The 19,076-nt window shown below is 62.4% G+C and carries 14 protein-coding genes and 1 tRNA gene; 12 read left to right on the top strand and 3 right to left on the bottom strand.

Annotated elements, in window-relative coordinates:
- The first annotated feature begins 345 nt into the window (after nucleotides 1–345).
- Nucleotides 346–1,560 (top strand): NAD(P)/FAD-dependent oxidoreductase, encoded by a 1,215-nt coding sequence (locus I6F35_RS14345; protein ID WP_225118477.1) that lies wholly within the window; start codon nucleotides 346–348, stop codon nucleotides 1,558–1,560.
- A 32-nt stretch (nucleotides 1,561–1,592) separates the two neighbouring features.
- Here the strand turns inward: I6F35_RS14345 and I6F35_RS14340 are convergent, their stop codons facing one another.
- Nucleotides 1,593–2,723 (bottom strand): GNAT family N-acetyltransferase, encoded by a 1,131-nt coding sequence (locus I6F35_RS14340; RefSeq protein WP_225118326.1) that lies wholly within the window; start codon nucleotides 2,721–2,723, stop codon nucleotides 1,593–1,595.
- Nucleotides 2,724–3,195: 472 nt separating this feature from the next.
- On the opposite strand from I6F35_RS14340, the gene I6F35_RS14335 reads away from it, so the two are divergent.
- The 3 genes from I6F35_RS14335 to I6F35_RS14325 all read left to right on the top strand — a co-directional run bounded on the left by I6F35_RS14335 (nucleotide 3,196) and on the right by I6F35_RS14325 (nucleotide 6,469).
- On the top strand, nucleotides 3,196–4,053 hold the full coding sequence (locus I6F35_RS14335) for a WecB/TagA/CpsF family glycosyltransferase (protein ID WP_225118325.1): 858 nt from the start codon (nucleotides 3,196–3,198) through the stop codon (nucleotides 4,051–4,053).
- A gap of 83 nt (nucleotides 4,054–4,136) precedes the next feature.
- Nucleotides 4,137–5,441 carry an O-antigen ligase family protein gene (locus I6F35_RS14330; protein ID WP_225118324.1) on the top strand — a complete coding sequence of 435 codons (1,305 nt, stop codon included), beginning with the start codon at nucleotides 4,137–4,139 and terminating at the stop codon, nucleotides 5,439–5,441.
- 2 nt (nucleotides 5,442–5,443) lie between these two features.
- Nucleotides 5,444–6,469: a cellulase family glycosylhydrolase gene (locus tag I6F35_RS14325; protein ID WP_225118323.1), complete on the top strand. Its 1,026-nt coding sequence runs from the start codon at nucleotides 5,444–5,446 to the stop codon at nucleotides 6,467–6,469.
- 100 nt (nucleotides 6,470–6,569) lie between these two features.
- Here I6F35_RS14325 and I6F35_RS14320 read toward each other — a convergent pair whose 3' ends face one another.
- Entirely contained in the window at nucleotides 6,570–8,438 is a 1,869-nt protein-coding gene (locus I6F35_RS14320; RefSeq protein ID WP_225118322.1) for a dihydroxy-acid dehydratase, read from the bottom strand.
- A 181-nt stretch (nucleotides 8,439–8,619) separates the two neighbouring features.
- Nucleotides 8,620–8,694: transfer RNA gene (locus I6F35_RS14315), tRNA-Gln, on the bottom strand.
- Between the two features lie 178 nt (nucleotides 8,695–8,872).
- Here I6F35_RS14315 and I6F35_RS14310 point away from each other — a divergent pair.
- The 8 genes from I6F35_RS14310 to dxs all read left to right on the top strand — a co-directional run bounded on the left by I6F35_RS14310 (nucleotide 8,873) and on the right by dxs (nucleotide 19,073).
- Nucleotides 8,873–10,654 (top strand): acyl-CoA dehydrogenase, encoded by a 1,782-nt coding sequence (locus tag I6F35_RS14310; RefSeq protein ID WP_225118321.1) that lies wholly within the window; start codon nucleotides 8,873–8,875, stop codon nucleotides 10,652–10,654.
- A gap of 31 nt (nucleotides 10,655–10,685) precedes the next feature.
- Entirely contained in the window at nucleotides 10,686–11,249 is a 564-nt protein-coding gene (locus I6F35_RS14305; RefSeq protein WP_225118320.1) for a DinB family protein, read from the top strand.
- A gap of 170 nt (nucleotides 11,250–11,419) precedes the next feature.
- Nucleotides 11,420–12,181 (top strand): crotonase/enoyl-CoA hydratase family protein, encoded by a 762-nt coding sequence (locus I6F35_RS14300; protein ID WP_225118319.1) that lies wholly within the window; start codon nucleotides 11,420–11,422, stop codon nucleotides 12,179–12,181.
- Nucleotides 12,182–12,227: 46 nt separating this feature from the next.
- Nucleotides 12,228–13,892 carry a bifunctional metallophosphatase/5'-nucleotidase gene (locus I6F35_RS14295; protein ID WP_225118318.1) on the top strand — a complete coding sequence of 555 codons (1,665 nt, stop codon included), beginning with the start codon at nucleotides 12,228–12,230 and terminating at the stop codon, nucleotides 13,890–13,892.
- A gap of 171 nt (nucleotides 13,893–14,063) precedes the next feature.
- A complete protein-coding gene (locus I6F35_RS14290) occupies nucleotides 14,064–14,990 on the top strand; it encodes a histone deacetylase family protein (protein ID WP_225118317.1) in 927 nt (308 codons plus the stop codon).
- A gap of 91 nt (nucleotides 14,991–15,081) precedes the next feature.
- Nucleotides 15,082–15,351, top strand: a complete 270-nt coding sequence (locus I6F35_RS14285) for an exodeoxyribonuclease VII small subunit (protein ID WP_225118316.1) — start codon at nucleotides 15,082–15,084, stop codon at nucleotides 15,349–15,351.
- 88 nt (nucleotides 15,352–15,439) lie between these two features.
- On the top strand, nucleotides 15,440–16,789 hold the full coding sequence (locus I6F35_RS14280; RefSeq protein ID WP_225118315.1) for a hypothetical protein: 1,350 nt from the start codon (nucleotides 15,440–15,442) through the stop codon (nucleotides 16,787–16,789).
- Between the two features lie 358 nt (nucleotides 16,790–17,147).
- Nucleotides 17,148–19,073 (top strand): 1-deoxy-D-xylulose-5-phosphate synthase, encoded by a 1,926-nt coding sequence (dxs, locus tag I6F35_RS14275; RefSeq protein WP_225118314.1) that lies wholly within the window; start codon nucleotides 17,148–17,150, stop codon nucleotides 19,071–19,073.
- Nucleotides 19,074–19,076 lie beyond the last annotated feature (3 nt).

Genomic DNA, 19,076 nt, shown 5'->3' with positions numbered 1-19,076 from the left:
CGCTGTCCCGTCTGTTTCCGGACAGGGCAGACGATAAACTCCCGGAATTGCCGGTGCGACGGCACAACGATGATTACGGAAGCCAAATCCGCGCAACCACTGTCCGTTTGCGCGAAAATGGCCTCCCGACCTGACGGTAAACAATGGTCCGCCCTTTCACTGAGCAATCGGGAATAGATTTCACGATACTCGTTGAGCAAAGCGCGTGCCGGGACATACCCTGATCGTGCCGATATGCCGGCGTTAACCGCGATGCTCAAAAATGATCGTGCCGACTCGGCGAAGCGAATATCAGGCGAGGAAATTGCAGTTCCGCCGCCATCAATCGTCGGGGACGACAGCATGATGGTGAGTGAGAAGGTGATACGACCGATCGCGGAAGACGAATCCATCACCACTGACGTCGCGATCGTCGGCGGCGGGCTGGCGGGATCGCTCGCGGCGGCTGTTCTCGCCAGGGCGGGACACCAGGTTGTCCTGATCGATAAGCGCGCGGTTTATCCGGAAGAATTCCGCGTCGAAAAGATCGCCGGACGACAAGTCGATATCCTATGCAGGCTGGGTTTCATTCGCGAACTCGAGACCGTCGCGTGTGCGTATGACCGCGTGATCAACATCAGGGAAGGTCGGGTGGTCGACGTCAGCGCCGGACAGACCTATGGCCTTCCCTATGCCGATCTCGTTGCCATGGCGCGACGCCTGATGTCGATGCATTCCGGCTTCATCGTCGACCAGGTTACAGCCGTAAGCTGCAGCGATGACGTTCAACATCTCCGTTTGGCCTCCGGGAAGCGCGTCACTGCGCGGCTCGTCGTCCTGGCGACGGGTATGGCCGGAGCTCTTGGGCACAGTCTCGGAATCACGCGGCGCATTCTCGCCGAACGCCATTCGGTTTCGTTCGGCTTCACGATTGCACGTCCAGACAATTCGCCGTTCGGATTCGAGGCGCTCACCTGCTATGGCGAACGGGCCGCCGACGGCGTCGACTATCTCAGTCTGTTTCCCGTACGGGCCGGTATGCGGGCAAATCTGTTCATGTTTCGCGATCCGACGGATCCGATCATGCGCGAGCTAAGACGCGAAACGAAATCGACGCTGCTCCGCCTCATGCCGGGATTGCAATCTTATCTCGGAGATTTCAACGTTATCGGTCCGGTGCAGAATTGGGTGATGGACCTGTCTGCCGCCGAAGGACATCTGCAGCCGGGCGTCGTGCTGATTGGTGATGCTTTTCAAACCAACTGTCCTGCAGCCGGCACCGGAGTAAGCCGTCTTCTGGTGGATGTTGAGCGCCTTTGCACGGAGTATGTGCCGCGCTGGCTCGAAACCGACGGCATGGGCAAGGAGAAGATATCGCAGTTCTATTCCGATCCGGGCAAGATCGCAGCCGACCAGCACTCGCTGCGGATGGCGCACTTTCGCCGGGCCCTGACGTCGAGCAGCGACATAAGATGGAACGTACGGCGCAGGATGCATTTTCTTCGTCGCAATATCACCCATCGGGTCGATCGGATTCGACCGGGATGGATCGCGCGCGTCCGCAGCGTGCTTCGTGCCTGAGACAACCCAAGGGCTGCCGAGAACATTCAAGTTCAAGTGCGGACCGGCAGCAGCTTGAATGCGGCCATCCTTTTGGCGGCCAGCTTGATCCAGGGCGCTTGGCGTAGCGCGAACAAGGCAAGGGAGCCGGCGACGCTACCGGCCTGAGTCACGCTCCACAACGGCGAGGGCTGAGCGCCAAACATCCTCTTGTATGGTTCGTCGCCAATGGTGAAGTCCAGGACCTGATCCCCGCGCTCGATGCAATCCCTGGCGACTTGTTCGAACATCAGCGCGCCGATGGATTGGCTCTTGTATCCCGCGATGTCGAACGCGCTCATGATGACCAGGAAGCTGCCGCGGTGGCACAATCCCAATACTGCCGCGATCAGGTTTCCGTCCATCTTCATGGTGTACAGCCGAACAAAAGCTCCCAGACCGCGGAGCGCTATGTTCGAATAGAAGTCGAAATATTCGCGACGTTGCAACAGGTCGCCATCGCCACGGGCTCGAAAACGCGGGCCGCGAAATTTCTTCATCATCTCCATCGCGGCTATGACGGATGCACGGTCATCACAGCATGAAAAGCTCAACGTGCCTTTCTTCTGGAGCTGGCGCAGCTTCTTTGCGAGTTCCTTCTGGTAGGAGCGGCTCAGCGCGCTGGCTCGCCATTGCTCAAACGGCGCGACCAGCACGGTCGCGTACGCATTCGTCTCCATGAAGACACGGCGAGGCGCCGCCAGAAGATTTTCGACCGGCATTCTTCCATCAGGAAGCTTGCACATTCGCAACAGGTCGAAAGGCCTGACGAGCTGCCGGAGCGTCAGGCAGGCATCCTCGTCGCGAAGCAGATCAGAAAATACCTCGGCCGTGCAGACAGGGGTCAGATAATCGGACACACGGAGGTCTGCGAATTCGACCGTCTGCATCGGTCCGCGCGGCACCCGCAGCAAGGGCAACACCATCGCCAGCCTTCCGGTCGCGCGACGGCGGATCGCGACGACCAGGGGCTTCGCTGCCGCGGCGGGCGCCAGCTTGCGATACAGCGTGTCCAGCCACACCGGATGTTGAAACGCCGTGGCGTCTGAACCCTCGAACAGTTCGGCGTACTCTTGAGACAGAAAGTCAAATGCGTCGTCGATGCAGACATCGAACGCGCCGCTATTATTTTTGTTCTTGTTCATACGTGCGAGCAGACAGGCCGGACTTACTCAGGGCGCCGGTCGGGCCGGGCCTGCGACCTTTTAGCAGAGGCAGACTGCCGGAGACATGGGCAAAACGCGATCTGGATTAACGTATCGTGGTTGCGGCGGCGCCCGGCTTCTTACCAAAGGCTTGATAATGGCCGGCCCTGCGGTCGCCGCGCATCGCGTAACCATTCATTGTGGTTAGCGAGCCCTCCACACCTTCACGCACGGTTAACCAGTTCATGCGGCATCGAACTGCCGCATGCGGTCCCGGCCGCTGATGGACCGCATATTGCACTTCGGGTGGGCGGTAATTGGAATCTCTAACTGAAGCGCTTGTGTCATGGTGAAAGAGCAGGTTTCCGGCCCGATTTCGACGTCACGGGACGAGGGCGAACGGAGTAGACGTCTCGGTTTCGATCGGGCTGTCTCGGCTGTCCGGATTTGCGACAGGTCGCGCGGAGCGCCGATGGGCCCGACGTCACGCCGTCAAGCATCGGAAAAAGACGATACGCGCGAACGTCGCGCAAACCCCATCGGCAGGGCCGTCACCGCCGAAATCCCCCGCGTCACGGTCGGAGGGCTCCGCCTCGCCGTGCTCGATCTCGAGCAGACCGCCGATTTCATGATCGAACAGGTCTCGCCAGAACGCCGCGCGAGCCGTCCGCTCTATCTGACCTCGGCGAATGGCGAGGTGGTGGCGCGCTGCTCGACCGAGCCGATGACCGAGCGCCTGTTCCGCGCCGCCGACCTCATCAATGCCGACGGACAGCCGCTGGTCACGGTATCGCGTTTCAAATCATCGCAGCCGCTCCCCGAACGGGTCGCCACCACCGACCTGTTCCACATCGTCGCTCGCAAGGCCGAGGCGGCCGGGCTCTCCTTCTATATGTTCGGCGCCGACGAGGCCGAGAACGCAGTCGCCGTCGCCAATGTCCGCAGAATGTATCCAAGGCTGAAGATCGTCGGCCACTCGCATGGCTATCTGCGCGGCGATGCGCTGCGCGCCAAGGTCGACGAGATCAATGCGCTGGCTCCCGACTATCTCTGGGTCGCCCTCGGCGTACCCTACGAGCAGGCCTTTGTCGAAGAGTTCACGCCGCGGCTCTCCAATGTCGGCGTCATCAAGACCTCGGGCGGGCTGTTCAACTTCCTCTCCGGCACCCGTCCCCGCGCTCCGCAATGGATGCAGAATGTCGGGCTGGAATGGGCCTGGCGAGTCTGGCTCGAGCCGCGCCGGCTGTTCTGGCGTTACCTGACCACCAACCCGCGCGCGCTCTATCTGCTGTTTAACAGGAGCCGTTCCACGGCAACCAAGCACGACTGACGCTGCGCAGCTCGGCACGCCTCGTGTCCGCCCCGCCCGGCTGGACTAGCAAATAATTAACCGTGCTTCACCAAGCTCATTCCATGGCCGGAGCACAAATTCAGATCGACACGAGCACGTTTGACGGCGCGATCCGCCAAACGCGCGGCATCGACATCGAGCGGGCCGCGAAGCTCATCATGAATTGGTCCATCACCATCAACGTCGTCGCATCGATGGGGACCTTCAACACTGCACTGTTGGCGGTGGAACAGACCTATCTGCAGCAATTCGCTGCTCTGTCGATGTGGATCCTGCTGATCTATGCAAGCGCGTTTGTGCGACCCAATCTGCGGCTGGCGTTCAACCCTGACTTGGTCGCGATCGTCTCGTTCTACGTGCTTGCCGCCATCTCCGTGCTTTGGACAAATCTGAGCCTTGCGGCAATCATGAAAAGCGCGGCTCTCGCGATAACAACCTTCGGCGCGTTCTGTCTTATCACGCGGCTTGACATCGATGACATCGTCAAATCGATCACTCGCGGCCTCTTTATACTGCTGGCGGCATCCGCTGCCTTCGCGGCTTTCGTGCCCGATATCGGAATCGACCAGAGCTGGATGCACAGTGGTCAATGGCAAGGTGTTTTCGAGTCAAAACAAACCCTGGGCTTTGTGGGCGCCTATCTCATGTTTTTCGCCTACTATCGAAAGATAACGGGGCAGAGATGGCTACCCTTCCTCGTTACATTCCTGCTCGCTTCAACCTGCGTCCTGGCTTCGGGATCGCGAGGCGCCGGCGCCGTGGCATTGGCGGCTTGCGGCTTGCTTTTCACCTCGCTGCGGTCGGTGAATTGCATGAAAGTCTACGCGGTGCTGCCTTTTGTCATGTGCATCGCCGCCGGCTTCTTGATCCTGTATTTTTACTTGACCGGATACGACGCCATCCATCTCGCTGACTGGACAATCGACTTCACGGAGAGAACCTTCATCTGGCAATACGCCATAAGCCATTTCGACGACGCCCCCCTGCTCGGATTTGGAATAAACGGATTTTGGACGACCCCATCGATCTACGATTACTTCGAGCAGAACCACGGCTGGGTGCTCGACAACTACCATAGCGGCTACATCGCCATCCTCATGGAGACGGGATTTCTGGGTTACCTGCTTTTTGCGGCGAGCGTCTTCCTGTTTTCGAACAAGGTGCTCTATCTGATTTCATCCCGATCGATCGATCGGTTTCACTGTGCGCTGATTATAGGATTTTCCGTCCTCAGCTTTCAGACGAATTTCACGGAGACGATATTCCTTCGTTCCACGATGTTCACTTCGGTGCTCTTGCTGGCCTTCTTTCTCGCAACCTGTCGGCCGGTGCTGTTGGAAGATCACAGCTATCGCGAGTTGGCGTAAAGATGATTGCGATACTTGCCCGCTCGGCAAAGGCGTTCAGGCTTGCGCTGCTGGCATTTGTCCTTGCAGCCTGGAGCCCGCAAGCCCACGGGTCTGAGCAGGGCGCATTTCGCGACACGGCGGCGCTGGGACGCGGCATCAATATTCTGGGATACGATGGCATCTGGCAAGGCGCCGAGAATGCGCCGTTTCGCCTGGAGAATCTGACCGCAATTCAAAAGGCAGGCTTCTCGCACGTCAGAATCAACTTCTTCGGCTTCAAGTACATGGATTCGGAGAACGTCCTTGATGAAATCGTCTTGAGACGCCTTGATACAGTCATCGAAGAGGTCCTTGCGCGGAAACTCATTCCCATTCTCGATGAGCACGATACTGATTTTTGCCAACGCAACATCTCGGGATGCGCCGAGAAGCTCAAATCGTTCTGGGCGCAGATTGCGTCGCGGTATGCGGGGAAATACCCCGCGCTTATCTTCGAAATTCTGAATGAGCCCGGGGGACACATGACCTCGGCCGAATGGAACTCACTTCTTAATGAATGTCTTGGCATCGTACGGGTCACAAACCCTGAGCGGACTGTGATTGCCGCTGTTCTCAACACCGACGATGCGCCTATTGACGAACTGGTGCTGCCGGCCGGCGACAGAAAGCTGATCGTGACCTTTCATTATTACGCACCCATAAGGTTTACGCATCAAGGCGCGCCATGGTCCCGAACGTTCTCGAAGATTGGGCCCTTGGATTGGGGTACCCCAGAGGACGAAGCGAAAATTGTCGCCGATTTCAGCAGAATTGCTCTCTGGTCACAGCGGGAAAAACGGCCCATCTATCTTGGCGAGTTCGGGGTTTATGAGCGTGCTCCATCTCGAAGCCGCCTGAGATACTTGTCGTTCGTGGCGAGAAATGCCGACCGATTTGGCTGGGCGTGGGCCTACTGGCAGTTCGACCATGACTTCGCGGCGTTCGATAGCGCACGACAGATCTGGAATTGGGACGTCTTGCGCGCTCTCATTCCGTCTGCGCATTGAAGAGGCTTTCCCCGAGACGAGCGACCGCGCTGTTTGCATGGGGGAACGGCGCGGTCTCGATCGCGGAAAACATTTCCATCGGCGGTGCTAACTGCAGTTTCTAGAATGCCTTTCTTGTCTCCGGCCGGTGCTTGTTCGTCGGTACAAAACCCGACGGCTTTGCTTCGCGCGGCTGGCGCACCCAGACCTCGCGATTCGGATGCAGGCCGCCGCCGCGGGTCGCGGGAACGGCGGTGAGCCGCGCGCGATGCAGCAGGCGGGTATCCGCGTCGCCACAATTCGGGTGGATGCCGCCGTTATCAGCCACCACCTTGTCCCATGCGGCTTTGCGCTGTCTGAGAACGGCAGGATCCGACAGCTCCGTGCAGTTGAGCTCGTTCTTGTTCAAGTCCGCGACGATCTCGTCACCGTCCTGAACGAGGGCGATCGGTCCGCCAAGGGCCGCTTCAGGGCCGACATGGCCGATGACAAGGCCGACCGATCCGCCGGAGAACCGCGTGTCGGTCATCAGCGCCACCACGATTCCCCGCTCGCGGCACAGCGTGGTGATGCGCGAGGTCGGGTCAAGCATCTCCGGCATGCCCGGAGCGCCGCTCGGCCCCTCGTAGCGCACGATGATCATGTCGTTGTTCTGGAATCGCTCGGGCGTCTTGTCGAGCGCGTCAAGCAGGGCCTGCTCGCCTTCGAACACACGCGCCTTGCCGCGGAATAGATTGTTTTCCAGTCCGCCTTCGACGCCGGCAAGCTTCAGGATCGCGGAGAATTCCGGCGACAGATTGCCGCCAAGAACCCGCAGGCCTCCGGTCGGCTTATACGGCTTGGCGACGGGATAGATCACCGTGCCATCGACGGCCTTGGTGTTAAGGTGCTTGACCTGCTGCGCCAGCGTTTCGCCCGTGCAGGTCATCACGTCGCCGTTGAGAAGCCCGGCCTCCAGCAGCTCGCGCACGATCACCTGCACGCCGCCAACATGGTCGATGTCGACCATCGAATACTTGCCATACGGACGGGCATCGGTGAGGACCGGAACGACATGCTGCGACAGATGATTGAACTCGGCCGGCGTCATCACCTCTTTCCAGAAGTCTGCAAAGCCTGCGGCGCGCGCGATCTCGGGCGCATGCAGGGTGACGTTGGTCGAGCCGCCGACCGCCATTGCGACGATGACGGCGTTTCGGATCGAATCGCGAACCACGATGTCTCGTGGCTTCAGGTTCTTCGCGATCATTTGCGCGAGGTAGTCGACCAGCTGGTCCGGGAATTCCTTGAGGCGGCGGGGATCGTCGGACGGTGGCGCCACCATGTGCAGCGGCTGCATGCCGACGACGCCGATGAATGTCTGCATGGTGTTGTAGGTGAACATGCCGCCGCAGCTGCCGTATCCGGGGCAGGCATGACAGGCGATGTGGTCGCGGTACTCGGCGTCTGGGTTACCCGCGACCTGATAGGCGCTGACGATGTCGAGCTTCTCGCCGGTGCTCGGGTCGGTACCGGGATGGATCGCCCCATCCGACATGATGATCGCGGGCTGATTGTGCTCGAGCAGCGCGGCCAGCGTGCCGACCGGCGGCTTGTCACAGGCTACGACGGCGATGGTGCCGCCGAGACCGGTCGCGCTCAAGTGCTCGCAGAGCGCATCGTGAGTGACTTCCCGCCCGATCAGCGAATAGCGCATTTCGCGGGTTCCATTGCGGATGCCGTCCGACGTCGCGATCGTGTATTCCGGCTGGACCAGGCGCAGCTTCAACTGGCCTGCTCCCTTTCCGATACGGCTCTTGAGGCTTTGGTGGATGGCATCGACCTTCGCCGTCACACCCATGTAGCACTGACTGTCGCCTTTGGTGCCGACCACGCCAACCGACGGCTCGTGGATCAGATCCGGATCGGTGCCAAGCTCTCGCGCAATCCCGAGGGTTTGGGCAGAGCGGCCTGGATGCCGGTCGATGATGACGGCTTTCGATTCTGTCACGGCGAGTTTCCTTCCAAGCGAACGGCTTGTTTTGATCGACAAAGTGCCGGGCGCACCCAGCGCGAGAGGGCACAACCAGGGCCGAATACGAGATTGATCGCGGTCGGCCCGTTCAGGGCATAAGCCCCGAAGGTCGCTGACACAATCGGATTATCAAACGATCTTGCGTTAAGGTAGCGGCTGGCTGGGGCGGGAGGGATCGAACCTCCGAATGGCGGAATCAAAATCCGCTGCCTTACCGCTTGGCTACGCCCCAATTTCAGGCCCGGAAGGCGCGCGGACCATAGCCGCAGCCCTCTCGGTCTGGCAACGCCGGTCTACAGAGGGAGTCGGGCCATTTCAACTGTTTCTCCCCCCAAATCGGTCATCCGGACGGTTGAGGGACGCATGGTTTCGTGGGAAGACGGCGCCAATGTTCCCTCGGGAGTGACGCCATGACCTACCGCGCGCCGATTGACGATATCCTGCTCGCCCTCAACCATGGGGCCGGTCTGAAAGCCGCCCTCGCCGCAGGCCATTACGGCGATTTCGACGGCGACATCGCTCAGCCGGTGCTGGAGGAGGCCGGCAAGTTCGCAAGCGACGTGCTGGCGCCGCTCAACCGGGTCGGCGACCAGCACGGCATCAAGCTCGCTGACGGCAAGGTGACGACCGCGCCGGGCTGGCCCGACGCCTATCAGCGCTGGGCCGCCGCGGGGTGGAACGCGGTGTCGGGTCCGGAAGCGTTCGGGGGCCAGGGCCTGCCGCTGGCGATCAATGCCGCCTGCACGGAGATCTGGAGCGCCTCCAACTCGGCGTTTGGCCTCTGCCCGCTGCTGACGCTCTCCGCGATCGAGGCGCTGGACGCCCATGGCAGCGACGAGCTGAAGAACATCTATCTTGCAAAACTCGTCTCCGGCGAGTGGACCGGCACGATGCAGCTCACCGAGCCGCAGGCGGGCTCCGATGTCGGCGCGCTGCGCACCCGCGCCGAGCGCGCCGGTGACGGCAGCTACCGCATCAAGGGCACCAAGATCTTCATCACCTATGGCGACCACGACATGACCGACAACATCGTTCATTTCGTGCTCGCCCGCCTGCCCGATGCGCCCGCGGGCACCAAGGGCATCTCGCTGTTCCTGATCCCGAAATTCCTGGTCAATCCGGACGGCTCGCTCGGCGCGCGCAATGACATCTATCCCTCCGGCGTCGAGCACAAGCTCGGCATGCACGCCTCGCCCACCTGCACCATGACCATGGGCGACCATGGCGGCGCCATCGGCTACCTGATCGGCGAAGAGAACCAGGGCATGCGCTGCATGTTCACGATGATGAACCAGGCCCGCCTTGCGGTCGGCCTCGAAGGAGTCGGCCTTGCCGATCGCGCCACCCAGCAGGCGCTCGCCTATGCCCAGGAACGCCGCCAGGGCCGCGCCGTCGGCAGCAAGGGCGAAGGCTCGGACCCGATCATCGTGCATCCCGACGTCAAGCGCATGCTGATGCAGATGCGCGCCATGACCGCCGCCGCGCGCTCGATCTGCTATGCGACTGCAGTCGCACTCGACGTTTCGACGCGCGCCAAGGATACGAAGGTGCGCGCCGAAGCCGCCGCGCGCGGCGCGCTGCTGACGCCGATCGCGAAGGCCTTCTCCACCGATATCGGCAACGAGGTCGCCTATCTCGGCGTGCAGGTGCATGGCGGCATGGGCTTCATCGAGGAGACCGGCGCAGCGCAGCATTATCGCGACGCACGCATCACCGCGATCTATGAGGGCACCAACGGCATCCAGTCGATCGACCTGGTCACGCGCAAGCTCGCGGCCAATGGCGGCGCCTCGGTCTGGGCGCTGCTCGACGAGCTCTCCGCTATCGTCAAGCAGGTGGAGGCCTCCAACGATCCCGCCTTCGGCACCACCGGCGCCAAGCTGCGCGACGCGCTCGCCGCGCTGGAGCGCACCAGTCGCTGGCTGCTCGAGCGCCTCGCCTCGGCGCCGAACGATGCGCTCGCCGGCGCCACGCCCTATCTGCGCCTGTTCGGCGCAACGCTCGGCGGCTGCATGCTCGCCGGCGAAGCGCTTGCCGTGAAGGGCGGTGGCGCGGCCGGCGACCCGCAACGCCATATCGCGCTGGCACGCTTCTTCGCCGAGAACATCGCAGTGCAGGCGCCATCGCTGGAGAAGACGGTGACCGACAGCGCGGAAGCCATCAACGGCGCGGACGCGGTGTTGTTGGGGTAATCCTGGCACCATCTTCGCATGGGGAACAGCCGTGACAGCCGGACTTGTTCAGACCTATCGCGCTTTCGCCTACAACAATGCGTGGGCCAACCATCGGCTACTCACGGCCTGCGCAAAGCTGAGCCAGGAGGATTTTGAGGCCGAGCGGACCGGCTTCTTTCCAAGCCTGCAGCGGACCTTGAACCACATCTACGTCATCGACCTGTTCTACGTGGATGCGCTCGAAGGCGGATGGCTCGGGCCGCAAGCCTGGGAAAACGAAGTGCCATGTCGAACCGTCGCCGAGCTGCAGCCTGCTCAAGCGGCCATCGACGGGCGCCTGATCGCGATCTGCAATGGACTGACGCCTGACCTGCTGAACGGCATCGTGCGGGTCAATCGCGACACGTCCGTACAGACCGAACGTCGCGACCGCCTCCTCATGCATCTGTTCCAGCACCAGATCCATCATCGCGGCCAGGCGCACGCGATGCTGTCCGGAACGGCCGCCGCGCCGCCTCAGCTCGATGAGTTCTTTTCGGAGGGAGAAGCCCCGCTCCGGGCCGCCGAATTCGCCAGCCTTGGTTGGACCGAAGACACCGTGTGGCGGTCGTGATCGTCGGCGCCTGCGGGCGGGCGGATTGCGCGCCCATGTGATCTGCCTGCATCCCGGAATGACAAGAGCGTGGGAAAGCCGGGCGGGACGTTGGGAGCCGACCGAAGATCATGTAGAATTGCCGATCGTTCGCCGGCGGCAATGTGGCCGCCTCCGCAAGGGACCGCTTGATGACCGGGCACCTCATCGTTACCGACGAAGCCGCAACGCGCGTGATCACGATGCGTCGGCCCGAGAAGAAGAACGCGATCACCGAGCAGATGTATCGCGCGATGAGCGATGCGATCGACACCGCGCAGAACAATCCGAACATCCGCTGCCTCATCATCACGGGTGGCTCCGGCGTGTTCACCGCGGGCAATGATGTCGAGGATTTCGTCAAGCAAGGCACCGCCAATCCCGACGCGGTGCGCACCTCCGGCGCGGTCAAATTCCTCTACTCGCTGGCGCACAACGTCAAGCCAATCATCGCCGCCGTCGACGGGATCGCGATCGGCATCGGCACCACCATGCTGTTCCATTGCGACTATGTGCTCGCCAGCAACACCGCGACATTCTCGACGCCGTTCATCCATCTCGGACTGGTGCCCGAGGGCGCCTCGAGCCTGTTGATGCCGCGCACGATGGGGCACCAGCGCGCCTTCGAAATGCTGGTGATGGGCCGCACCATGGACGCCGACGACGCCCGCGTCGCCGGCTTCGTCAATGCCGTGGTGGCTCCGGGCCACACCGAAGCCGAAGCGCGGAAAGCGGCGCGCGAGATCTGTGCGCTGCCGGCCGACGCGGTCGCGATCGCACGCAAGCTGATAAGACTCCCACCGGAGGACCTGACCCGGCGGATCGACCAGGAGGCCCATCTGTTCGGCGAGCGGATGCGCTCCAAGGAAGCGATCGCCGCCTTCAAGGCATTCTTGACGCGCAAGCAGAATTGATCCGTGACGTCGCAAAATGGTTGCGGCGCTTATCCATAGTCGCCTCATGAGATTCCATCATACCCTTGCAGCGCTAGCTCTGCTGGCTGGATTTGCCCTTGCGCCCTGCCAGGCCCAAACCGGCGCGGCGGTCGATCTTCGCATCCTCGCGATCAACGACTTCCACGGCTATCTGCGGCCGCCGCCGGGTGGCATCCGGATCAGCGATCCCGACGACAAGGCCAAGAAGATCGTGGTGCCGGCCGGCGGTGCCGAGCACATGGCGACCTTGGTGCGGCAACTGCGCGAAGGACACAAGAACGCGATCTTCGTCGCCGCCGGCGACCTGATCGGGGCGAGCCCGTTCCTGTCGGCGATGTTCCATGACGAGCCGACCATCGAGTCGCTGTCGATCATGGGGCTCGAGGTCGCTTCTGTCGGCAATCACGAGTTCGACGAGGGCATGGACGAATTGCGGCGGATGCAGAATGGCGGCTGCCATCCCATCGACAAATGCCAGGGTCCTCATCCCTTCCTCGGCGCGAAATTCCACTATCTCGCCGCGAGCACCTTCGAGAAGGCCACCGGCAAGACGGTGTTTCCGCCCTACGAAATCAGGGAGTTCGAGGGCATCCCGGTCGCCTTCATCGGCCTGACGCTGAAGGGCACACCGAACATTATCTCGCCGGCGAGCGCTGCCGGACTCGAATTCCGCGATGAAGCCGAGACGGTGAATGCGCTCATTCCGGAATTGAAGGCGCGCGGCGTCGAGGCGATCGTGGTGCTGATCCATGAAGGCGGCGTCCCGACCGGCGACTACAATGAATGCCCCGGCATCTCCGGCCCGATCGTCGACATCGTCAAGAAGCTCGACCGCGCGGTCGACGTCGTGATCTCCGGCCACACCCATCAGGCCTATGTCTGCGACATCGACGGCCGGCTCGTCACCTCCGGCGACAAATACGGCACGCTGGTCACCGCGATCGACCTCAAGCTCGATCCGAAGACGCGTGACGTCATCAGCGCCAAGGCCGAGAACACCATCGTCCGCAGCCAGACGCTGGCCAAGGATCCGAATCAAACCGCGCTGATTGACGCCTATGACAAGCTCGCCGCGCCGATCGCCAACCGTCCGGCGGGCTCGGTGACGGAAACGCTGTCGCGCGCGCCGAACCAGGCCGGCGAAAGCGCGCTCGGCGACGTCATCGCCGACGCCCAGCTCGCCGCAACGAGTGCGCCGGACAAAGGCGGAGCCGTGATCGCCTTCACCAATCCCGGCGGCGTGCGCACCGATATTGCGCGGAGAGAGAACGGCCCCGTCACCTACGCCGACCTGTTCTCGAGCCAGCCGTTTCGCAACCAGTTGATCACGCTGACGCTCACCGGCAAGCAGATCAAGGACACGCTCGAACAGCAATGGCTCGACCCGAAGCGCCCGCGGATCCTGCAGGTGTCGAAAGGGTTCGCCTATGCCTGGGATGCGAGCAAGGGCGACGGCGAGCGCATCATCGCCGAACGGATGACGCTGAATGGCGTACCGATCGACCCTGTCGCGAGCTACCGGGTGACGGTCAACAATTTCCTCTCGCTCGGCGGCGACGGCTTCACGGTCCTGAAAGAAGGCCGGGCGCCGGTGACCGGTCCCTATGACGTCGATGCCCTCCAGGCCTATTTCCAGGCGAACAGCCCGGTCGGGCCGGTCGCAGGTCATCGGATCGAGCGGGTCAATTGACCTGTAGCCCGGGTGGAGCGAAGCGCAACCCGGGTATCTTCGATCGGCGCGGGGGTTTCCCGGGTTACGCTTCGCTCCACCCCCGGGGCTGCGGGGCTTTCGCTGCGGCGGTTGAACGCCTAAATAGGGTCTTACTGGCAAGAACGCGCAGCGCATGCGCCGGAAACCTGCATGACCCTTCTTCTGACGCATCCCGCCTGCCTCGATCACCTGACGCCTCCAGGCCACCCCGAACGCCCCGACCGGTTGCGTGCGGTCGCGGAGGTGCTCGGGGAAGAGCGCTTCTCGGCGCTGTCGCGCGGCGAAGCGCCGGAAGGCAGCCTTGATTCCGTCATGCTCTGCCATGGCGAGCTATACGTCGGCGAACTCCGGCACGTCGCTCCAACCTCCGGCCTGGTTTACATCGATGGCGATACCTCGATGTCGCCGGGCACCTGGGAAGCTGTGATGCGTGGCGTCGGTGGCGCCGTTGCGGCCGCGGATGCCGTGTTGTCGGGCGAGCATCAGAATGCTTTCGTCGCTGTTCGGCCGCCGGGCCACCATGCCGAAGCCAGCCGGCCGATGGGCTTCTGCTTCTTCGACAACGCCGCAATCGCCGCGCGCCACGCCCAGCGCAAGTTCGGCATCGGTCGTGTCGCCGTGGTCGATTTCGACGTTCATCACGGCAACGGCACCCAGGATATCTTCTGGGCCGATCCGACCGTGATGTATTGCTCCACGCATCAGATGCCGCTGTTTCCAGGCACCGGCAGCCGCGGCGAGCGCGGCGAGCACGACACCATCGTCAATGCGCCGCTCGCGCCCGAAGATGGCGGCGCGCAGTTCCGCTCGGCGTTCGACAATCTGATCCTGCCGCAACTGGAAAAATTCGGGCCCGAGCTCGTCATCATCTCCGCGGGCTTCGACGCGCATTACCGGGATCCGCTTGCCTCGCTCAACCTCAGGGCCGAGGATTTCGGTTGGGTGACGCACAAGCTTCTGGATCTCGCTGATCGGCACGCCGATGGACGGGTGGTCTCCGTGCTCGAAGGCGGCTATGATCTGCAGGGACTGAAAGAGTCGGTGGCCGCGCATGTCACCGCATTGATGGGCGCATAAATCGGCGCCACAATACTTCCGCAGAAAATTGCTTTGATTCTGCGCCGGGAACGGGGCGCAGCCGAAAAACGCGAATCGGGAAACGCGAGTAATGGCCGAAAACACCACCCAAGTCGAAAACAACAAGGTCGACGTCAAGAAGCTCTCCTTCGAACGCGCGATGGAGGAACTTGAATCGATCGTCAGGCGGCTTGAGGAGGGCAAGGTGCCACTTGAGGAATCGGTCGCCATATATGAACGCGGCGAGGCGTTGAAGCGCCGCTGCGAGGAATTGCTGCGGCAGGCCGAAGCGCGCGTCGACAAGATCACGACCGACGCCAGCGGTCAGCCCACCGGAACCGAGCCGCTCGACGTACAGTAAAGCGCCATCCGAGCGCGGCGCTGCGTCGCAACCGTCAAGAACATCGGGCGAATTCGCCGGTCTTCCCCAGAGTCGAGCGAAATAGCTCTTGGCGCGTGGCGCTGGCTGCTATAGTCCCGACGTCATCTGGGGACAGTACGTGCGCGTTCGGCACCGCCATATCATTTATATCCAGGGGTATGATCCGCGCGGCCTCGCGCAGTACTATCGCATGTTCAGGACCGAACTGCGGAAATTCAGCCGCCTCTATCAGCTATCGGCCACCATAAGCCGGCCGACGGTCGCTCCCGACGACGAGATCGCGTCATGGACCATCGAGACCAAGGCGGCCGACTGGCAGACCCGCACCTCCTACGATTTCCTTCGATTCGAGGATTTCATTCAGCGCGACCTCGCCGCGCCGATCTGGCGCACCGTGTTTCATGCCGTCTGGATCTATTGGGGGCTGGTCTTCACCGGCACGATCGCGCGGTTCACGCGGGCGAACTGGCGTTTCACGGCGTTCATCACCTATCCGCATGTCGTGCTGCTGCTGGAGGCCTTGTGCACTGCGGCAGTCGCGTTCGTGTTCGAACAAGGCCTCAATGCGATCGGCATCCCCGATCTGTTCAGCGTTGCCGCGGCGACCGCCATCTTCGTCGCCCTGATCGGCACGGTGCTGAAATACACCGAAAAGAACACCTACGTGCTCTATCTGCTGTCAGATACGATCTGGACCTGGGAGTTCTCGCACCGACAGCGGCCGGAATGGGACGAGCGCATCGACCGCTTTGCGCAACACCTCATCAAGGTCGCGCGCACGAGCGACGCCGACGAGATCGTGCTGGTCGGCCACAGCTCGGGATCGTTCCTGGGGACCGAGATATTGGCGCGGGCGCTGAAGTGCGACCCGTCGCTCGGCCGCCACGGCCCCCGCGTGGTGCTGCTCACCATCGGCGGCAATCTTCCTATCGTGGGCTTTCACAAGGTGTCGCAGGATTTTCGCGACCATTTGCGGCTGCTGGCGCTGGAGCCTTCGATCGAATGGGTCGACTGTCAGGCCCGCAAGGACGTGATGAACTTCTACCAGTTCGATCCGATCTCAGGCCACGGCATCAAACTCGGCGACGAGAGGCGCAATCCGACCATCGTGCCGGTCCGCTTCCGCGACATCGTCAAGCCCGAACACTACAATACCTTCCGCTGGTACTTCTTCCGGGTGCATTTCCAGTTCGTGATGGCTAATGAGCGCCCGCACCCATACGATTTCTTCATGATCGTGTGCGGGCCGGTGCCGCTGAAGGAGCGGATGGAATTTCCGAAGGCAGCCCTGGACGTTGCGATCGGCGATCCGGCGGCCCGCGAGCGGGCTTGGCGGCAGATCGAGCAGTGCGGCGCGAACGACACGGCTAGCGGGAATTTGCTTGAGTTGGAACCTTCCGCCCGTCGCCGCGGTTAAAAAACCTAGATTTTTCAATTCCCCCCGCCCTGGTCCTCCGGGAACTTGGCGGGTGGGCCGCTTGGCTTTGCGGTTGGCTTTGGTGTAAAGCTTGCCGTTCTATGGCTGTTTGGGGGCAGCTTGCCGCTAATTTGGCGGCAGCGGATACCTCTGAAAGGGCTGACGAAAATGACCGGGACGGGTGAAGCTACCGGCGTGATGCATATCACGTGGTTCGATCCTGAGTGCATCTAGGCTTTCAAAATCAGGCACCGGCCTGCCAAGACGGCAACTGGCGTCTGGACTCTCACGGCGCAATCGATGCGCCCCATCTCCGGTCGGGCTCGTTGGCCCTGACCTCAAGAACTGGAATATCGCTGTGACCACATACAGTAAGACGCCGCTTCTCGACACTATTCGGACGCCCGACGACCTGCGCCGGCTCAAGATTGATCAGGTGCGGCAAGTCGCCGACGAACTCCGCCAGGAGACCATCGACGCGGTTTCCGTGACCGGGGGTCACTTTGGCGCAGGTTTGGGTGTGGTCGAGCTGACGACCGCGATCCACTACATCTTCGACACCCCGCGCGACCGGCTGATCTGGGACGTCGGCCACCAGGCCTACCCGCACAAGATCCTGACCGGCCGGCGCGACCGCATCCGCACGCTCCGCACCGGCGGCGGTCTGTCCGGCTTCACCAAGCGCAGCGAGAGCGACTACGATCCGTTCGGCGCCGCCCATTCCTCGACCTCGATCTCCGCCGGCCTCGGCATGGCCGTGGCGCGCGACCTCTCCGGGGGCACCAACAACGTGATCGCCGTGATCGGCGACGGCGCGATGTCGGCGGGCATGGCCTATGAGGCCATGAACAATGCCGGCGCCATGAACTCGCGCCTGATCGTGATCCTGAACGACAACGACATGTCGATCGCCCCGCCGGTCGGTGCGATGAGCGCCTATCTGTCGCGGCTGTATTCCGGCAAGACCTACCGCTCGCTGCGCGAGGCGGCAAAGCAGATCAACAAGCACCTGCCGAAGGTGCTGGCCAACCGCGCCAACCGCGTCGAGGAATATTCCCGCGGCTTCATGATGGACGGCGGCACGCTGTTCGAGGAACTCGGCTTCTATTATGTCGGTCCGATCGACGGCCACAACCTCGACCATCTGCTGCCCGTGCTGAAGAACGTCCGCGACATGGACACCGGACCGATCCTGGTCCACGTCGTGACCCAGAAGGGCAAGGGCTATCCGCCGGCGGAAGCCTCCGCCGACAAGTACCACGCCGTGGTCAAGTTCGACGTCGCCACCGGCACCCAGGCCAAGGCCAAGCCGAATGCGCCGGCCTACCAGAACGTGTTCGGCCAGAGCCTCGTCAAGGAAGCCCAGAAGGACGACAAGGTCGTCGGCATCACCGCCGCCATGCCGTCCGGCACCGGCATCGACATCTTCAACAAGGCGTTCCCGACCCGCACCTTCGACGTCGGCATCGCCGAGCAGCATGCGGTGACCTTCGCGGCCGGGCTTGCCGCCGAGGGCTACAAGCCGTTCTGCGCGATCTACTCGACCTTCCTGCAGCGCGGCTATGACCAGGTGGTCCATGACGTCGCGATCCAGAGCCTGCCGGTGCGCTTCGCGATCGACCGCGCCGGCCTGGTTGGCGCCGACGGCGCGACCCATGCCGGCTCGTTCGACAATGCCTATCTCGGCTGCCTGCCGAATTTCGTCATCATGGCCGCCTCCGACGAGGCCGAACTCGTGCACATGGTCGCAACCCAGGTGGCGATCAACGACCGCCCGAGCGCGGTGCGCTATCCGCGCGGCGAAGGCCGCGGCGTCGAAATGCCCGAGGTCGGCATTCCCCTCGAGGTCGGCAAGGGCCGCATCATCCGCGAAGGCAAGAAGGTTGCCCTGCTCTCGTTCGGCACCCGCCTCGCCGAATGCGAGAAGGCCGCCGACGAACTCGCGGCCCACGGCCTCTCCGCCACGATTGCGGATGCGCGCTTCATGAAGCCGCTCGACGAAGAGATGATCATGAAGCTCGCCCGCGACCACGAGATCCTGATCACCATCGAGGAAGGCTCGATCGGCGGGTTCGGCTCCCATGTGATGCAGTTCCTCGCCGAGAACGGCATGCTCGACGGCGGCCTGCGCATGCGCGCGATGGTGCTGCCCGACGTGTTCCTCGATCACGATACGCCGGCAGCGATGTATGCGCGCGCCGGCCTCGACGCCAAGAGCATCGTCGCCAAGGTGTTCGAGACCCTCGGCAAGGATTTCAAGACCGAGACCGTCAAACTCGCCTGACGC

Source organism: Bradyrhizobium sp. BRP22, assembly GCF_020194175.1.
Classification (GTDB): Bacteria; Pseudomonadota; Alphaproteobacteria; order Rhizobiales; family Xanthobacteraceae; genus Bradyrhizobium.
The sequence above is the reverse complement of the archived record's forward strand: the minus strand, read 5'-3'. Positions and strand labels throughout refer to the sequence as shown.

Coding starts and splice junctions, on each gene's coding strand:
- I6F35_RS14285 (WP_225118316.1), top strand. CDS start 15,082: ATGGCCGAAAACACCACCCAAGTCGAAAACAACAAGGTCGACGTCAAG.
- I6F35_RS14300 (WP_225118319.1), top strand. CDS start 11,420: ATGACCGGGCACCTCATCGTTACCGACGAAGCCGCAACGCGCGTGATC.
- I6F35_RS14335 (WP_225118325.1), top strand. CDS start 3,196: ATGGGCCCGACGTCACGCCGTCAAGCATCGGAAAAAGACGATACGCGC.
- I6F35_RS14310 (WP_225118321.1), top strand. CDS start 8,873: ATGACCTACCGCGCGCCGATTGACGATATCCTGCTCGCCCTCAACCAT.
- I6F35_RS14295 (WP_225118318.1), top strand. CDS start 12,228: ATGAGATTCCATCATACCCTTGCAGCGCTAGCTCTGCTGGCTGGATTT.
- I6F35_RS14340 (WP_225118326.1), bottom strand. CDS start 2,723: ATGAACAAGAACAAAAATAATAGCGGCGCGTTCGATGTCTGCATCGAC.
- I6F35_RS14345 (WP_225118477.1), top strand. CDS start 346: ATGGTGAGTGAGAAGGTGATACGACCGATCGCGGAAGACGAATCCATC.
- I6F35_RS14290 (WP_225118317.1), top strand. CDS start 14,064: ATGACCCTTCTTCTGACGCATCCCGCCTGCCTCGATCACCTGACGCCT.
- I6F35_RS14325 (WP_225118323.1), top strand. CDS start 5,444: ATGATTGCGATACTTGCCCGCTCGGCAAAGGCGTTCAGGCTTGCGCTG.
- I6F35_RS14330 (WP_225118324.1), top strand. CDS start 4,137: ATGGCCGGAGCACAAATTCAGATCGACACGAGCACGTTTGACGGCGCG.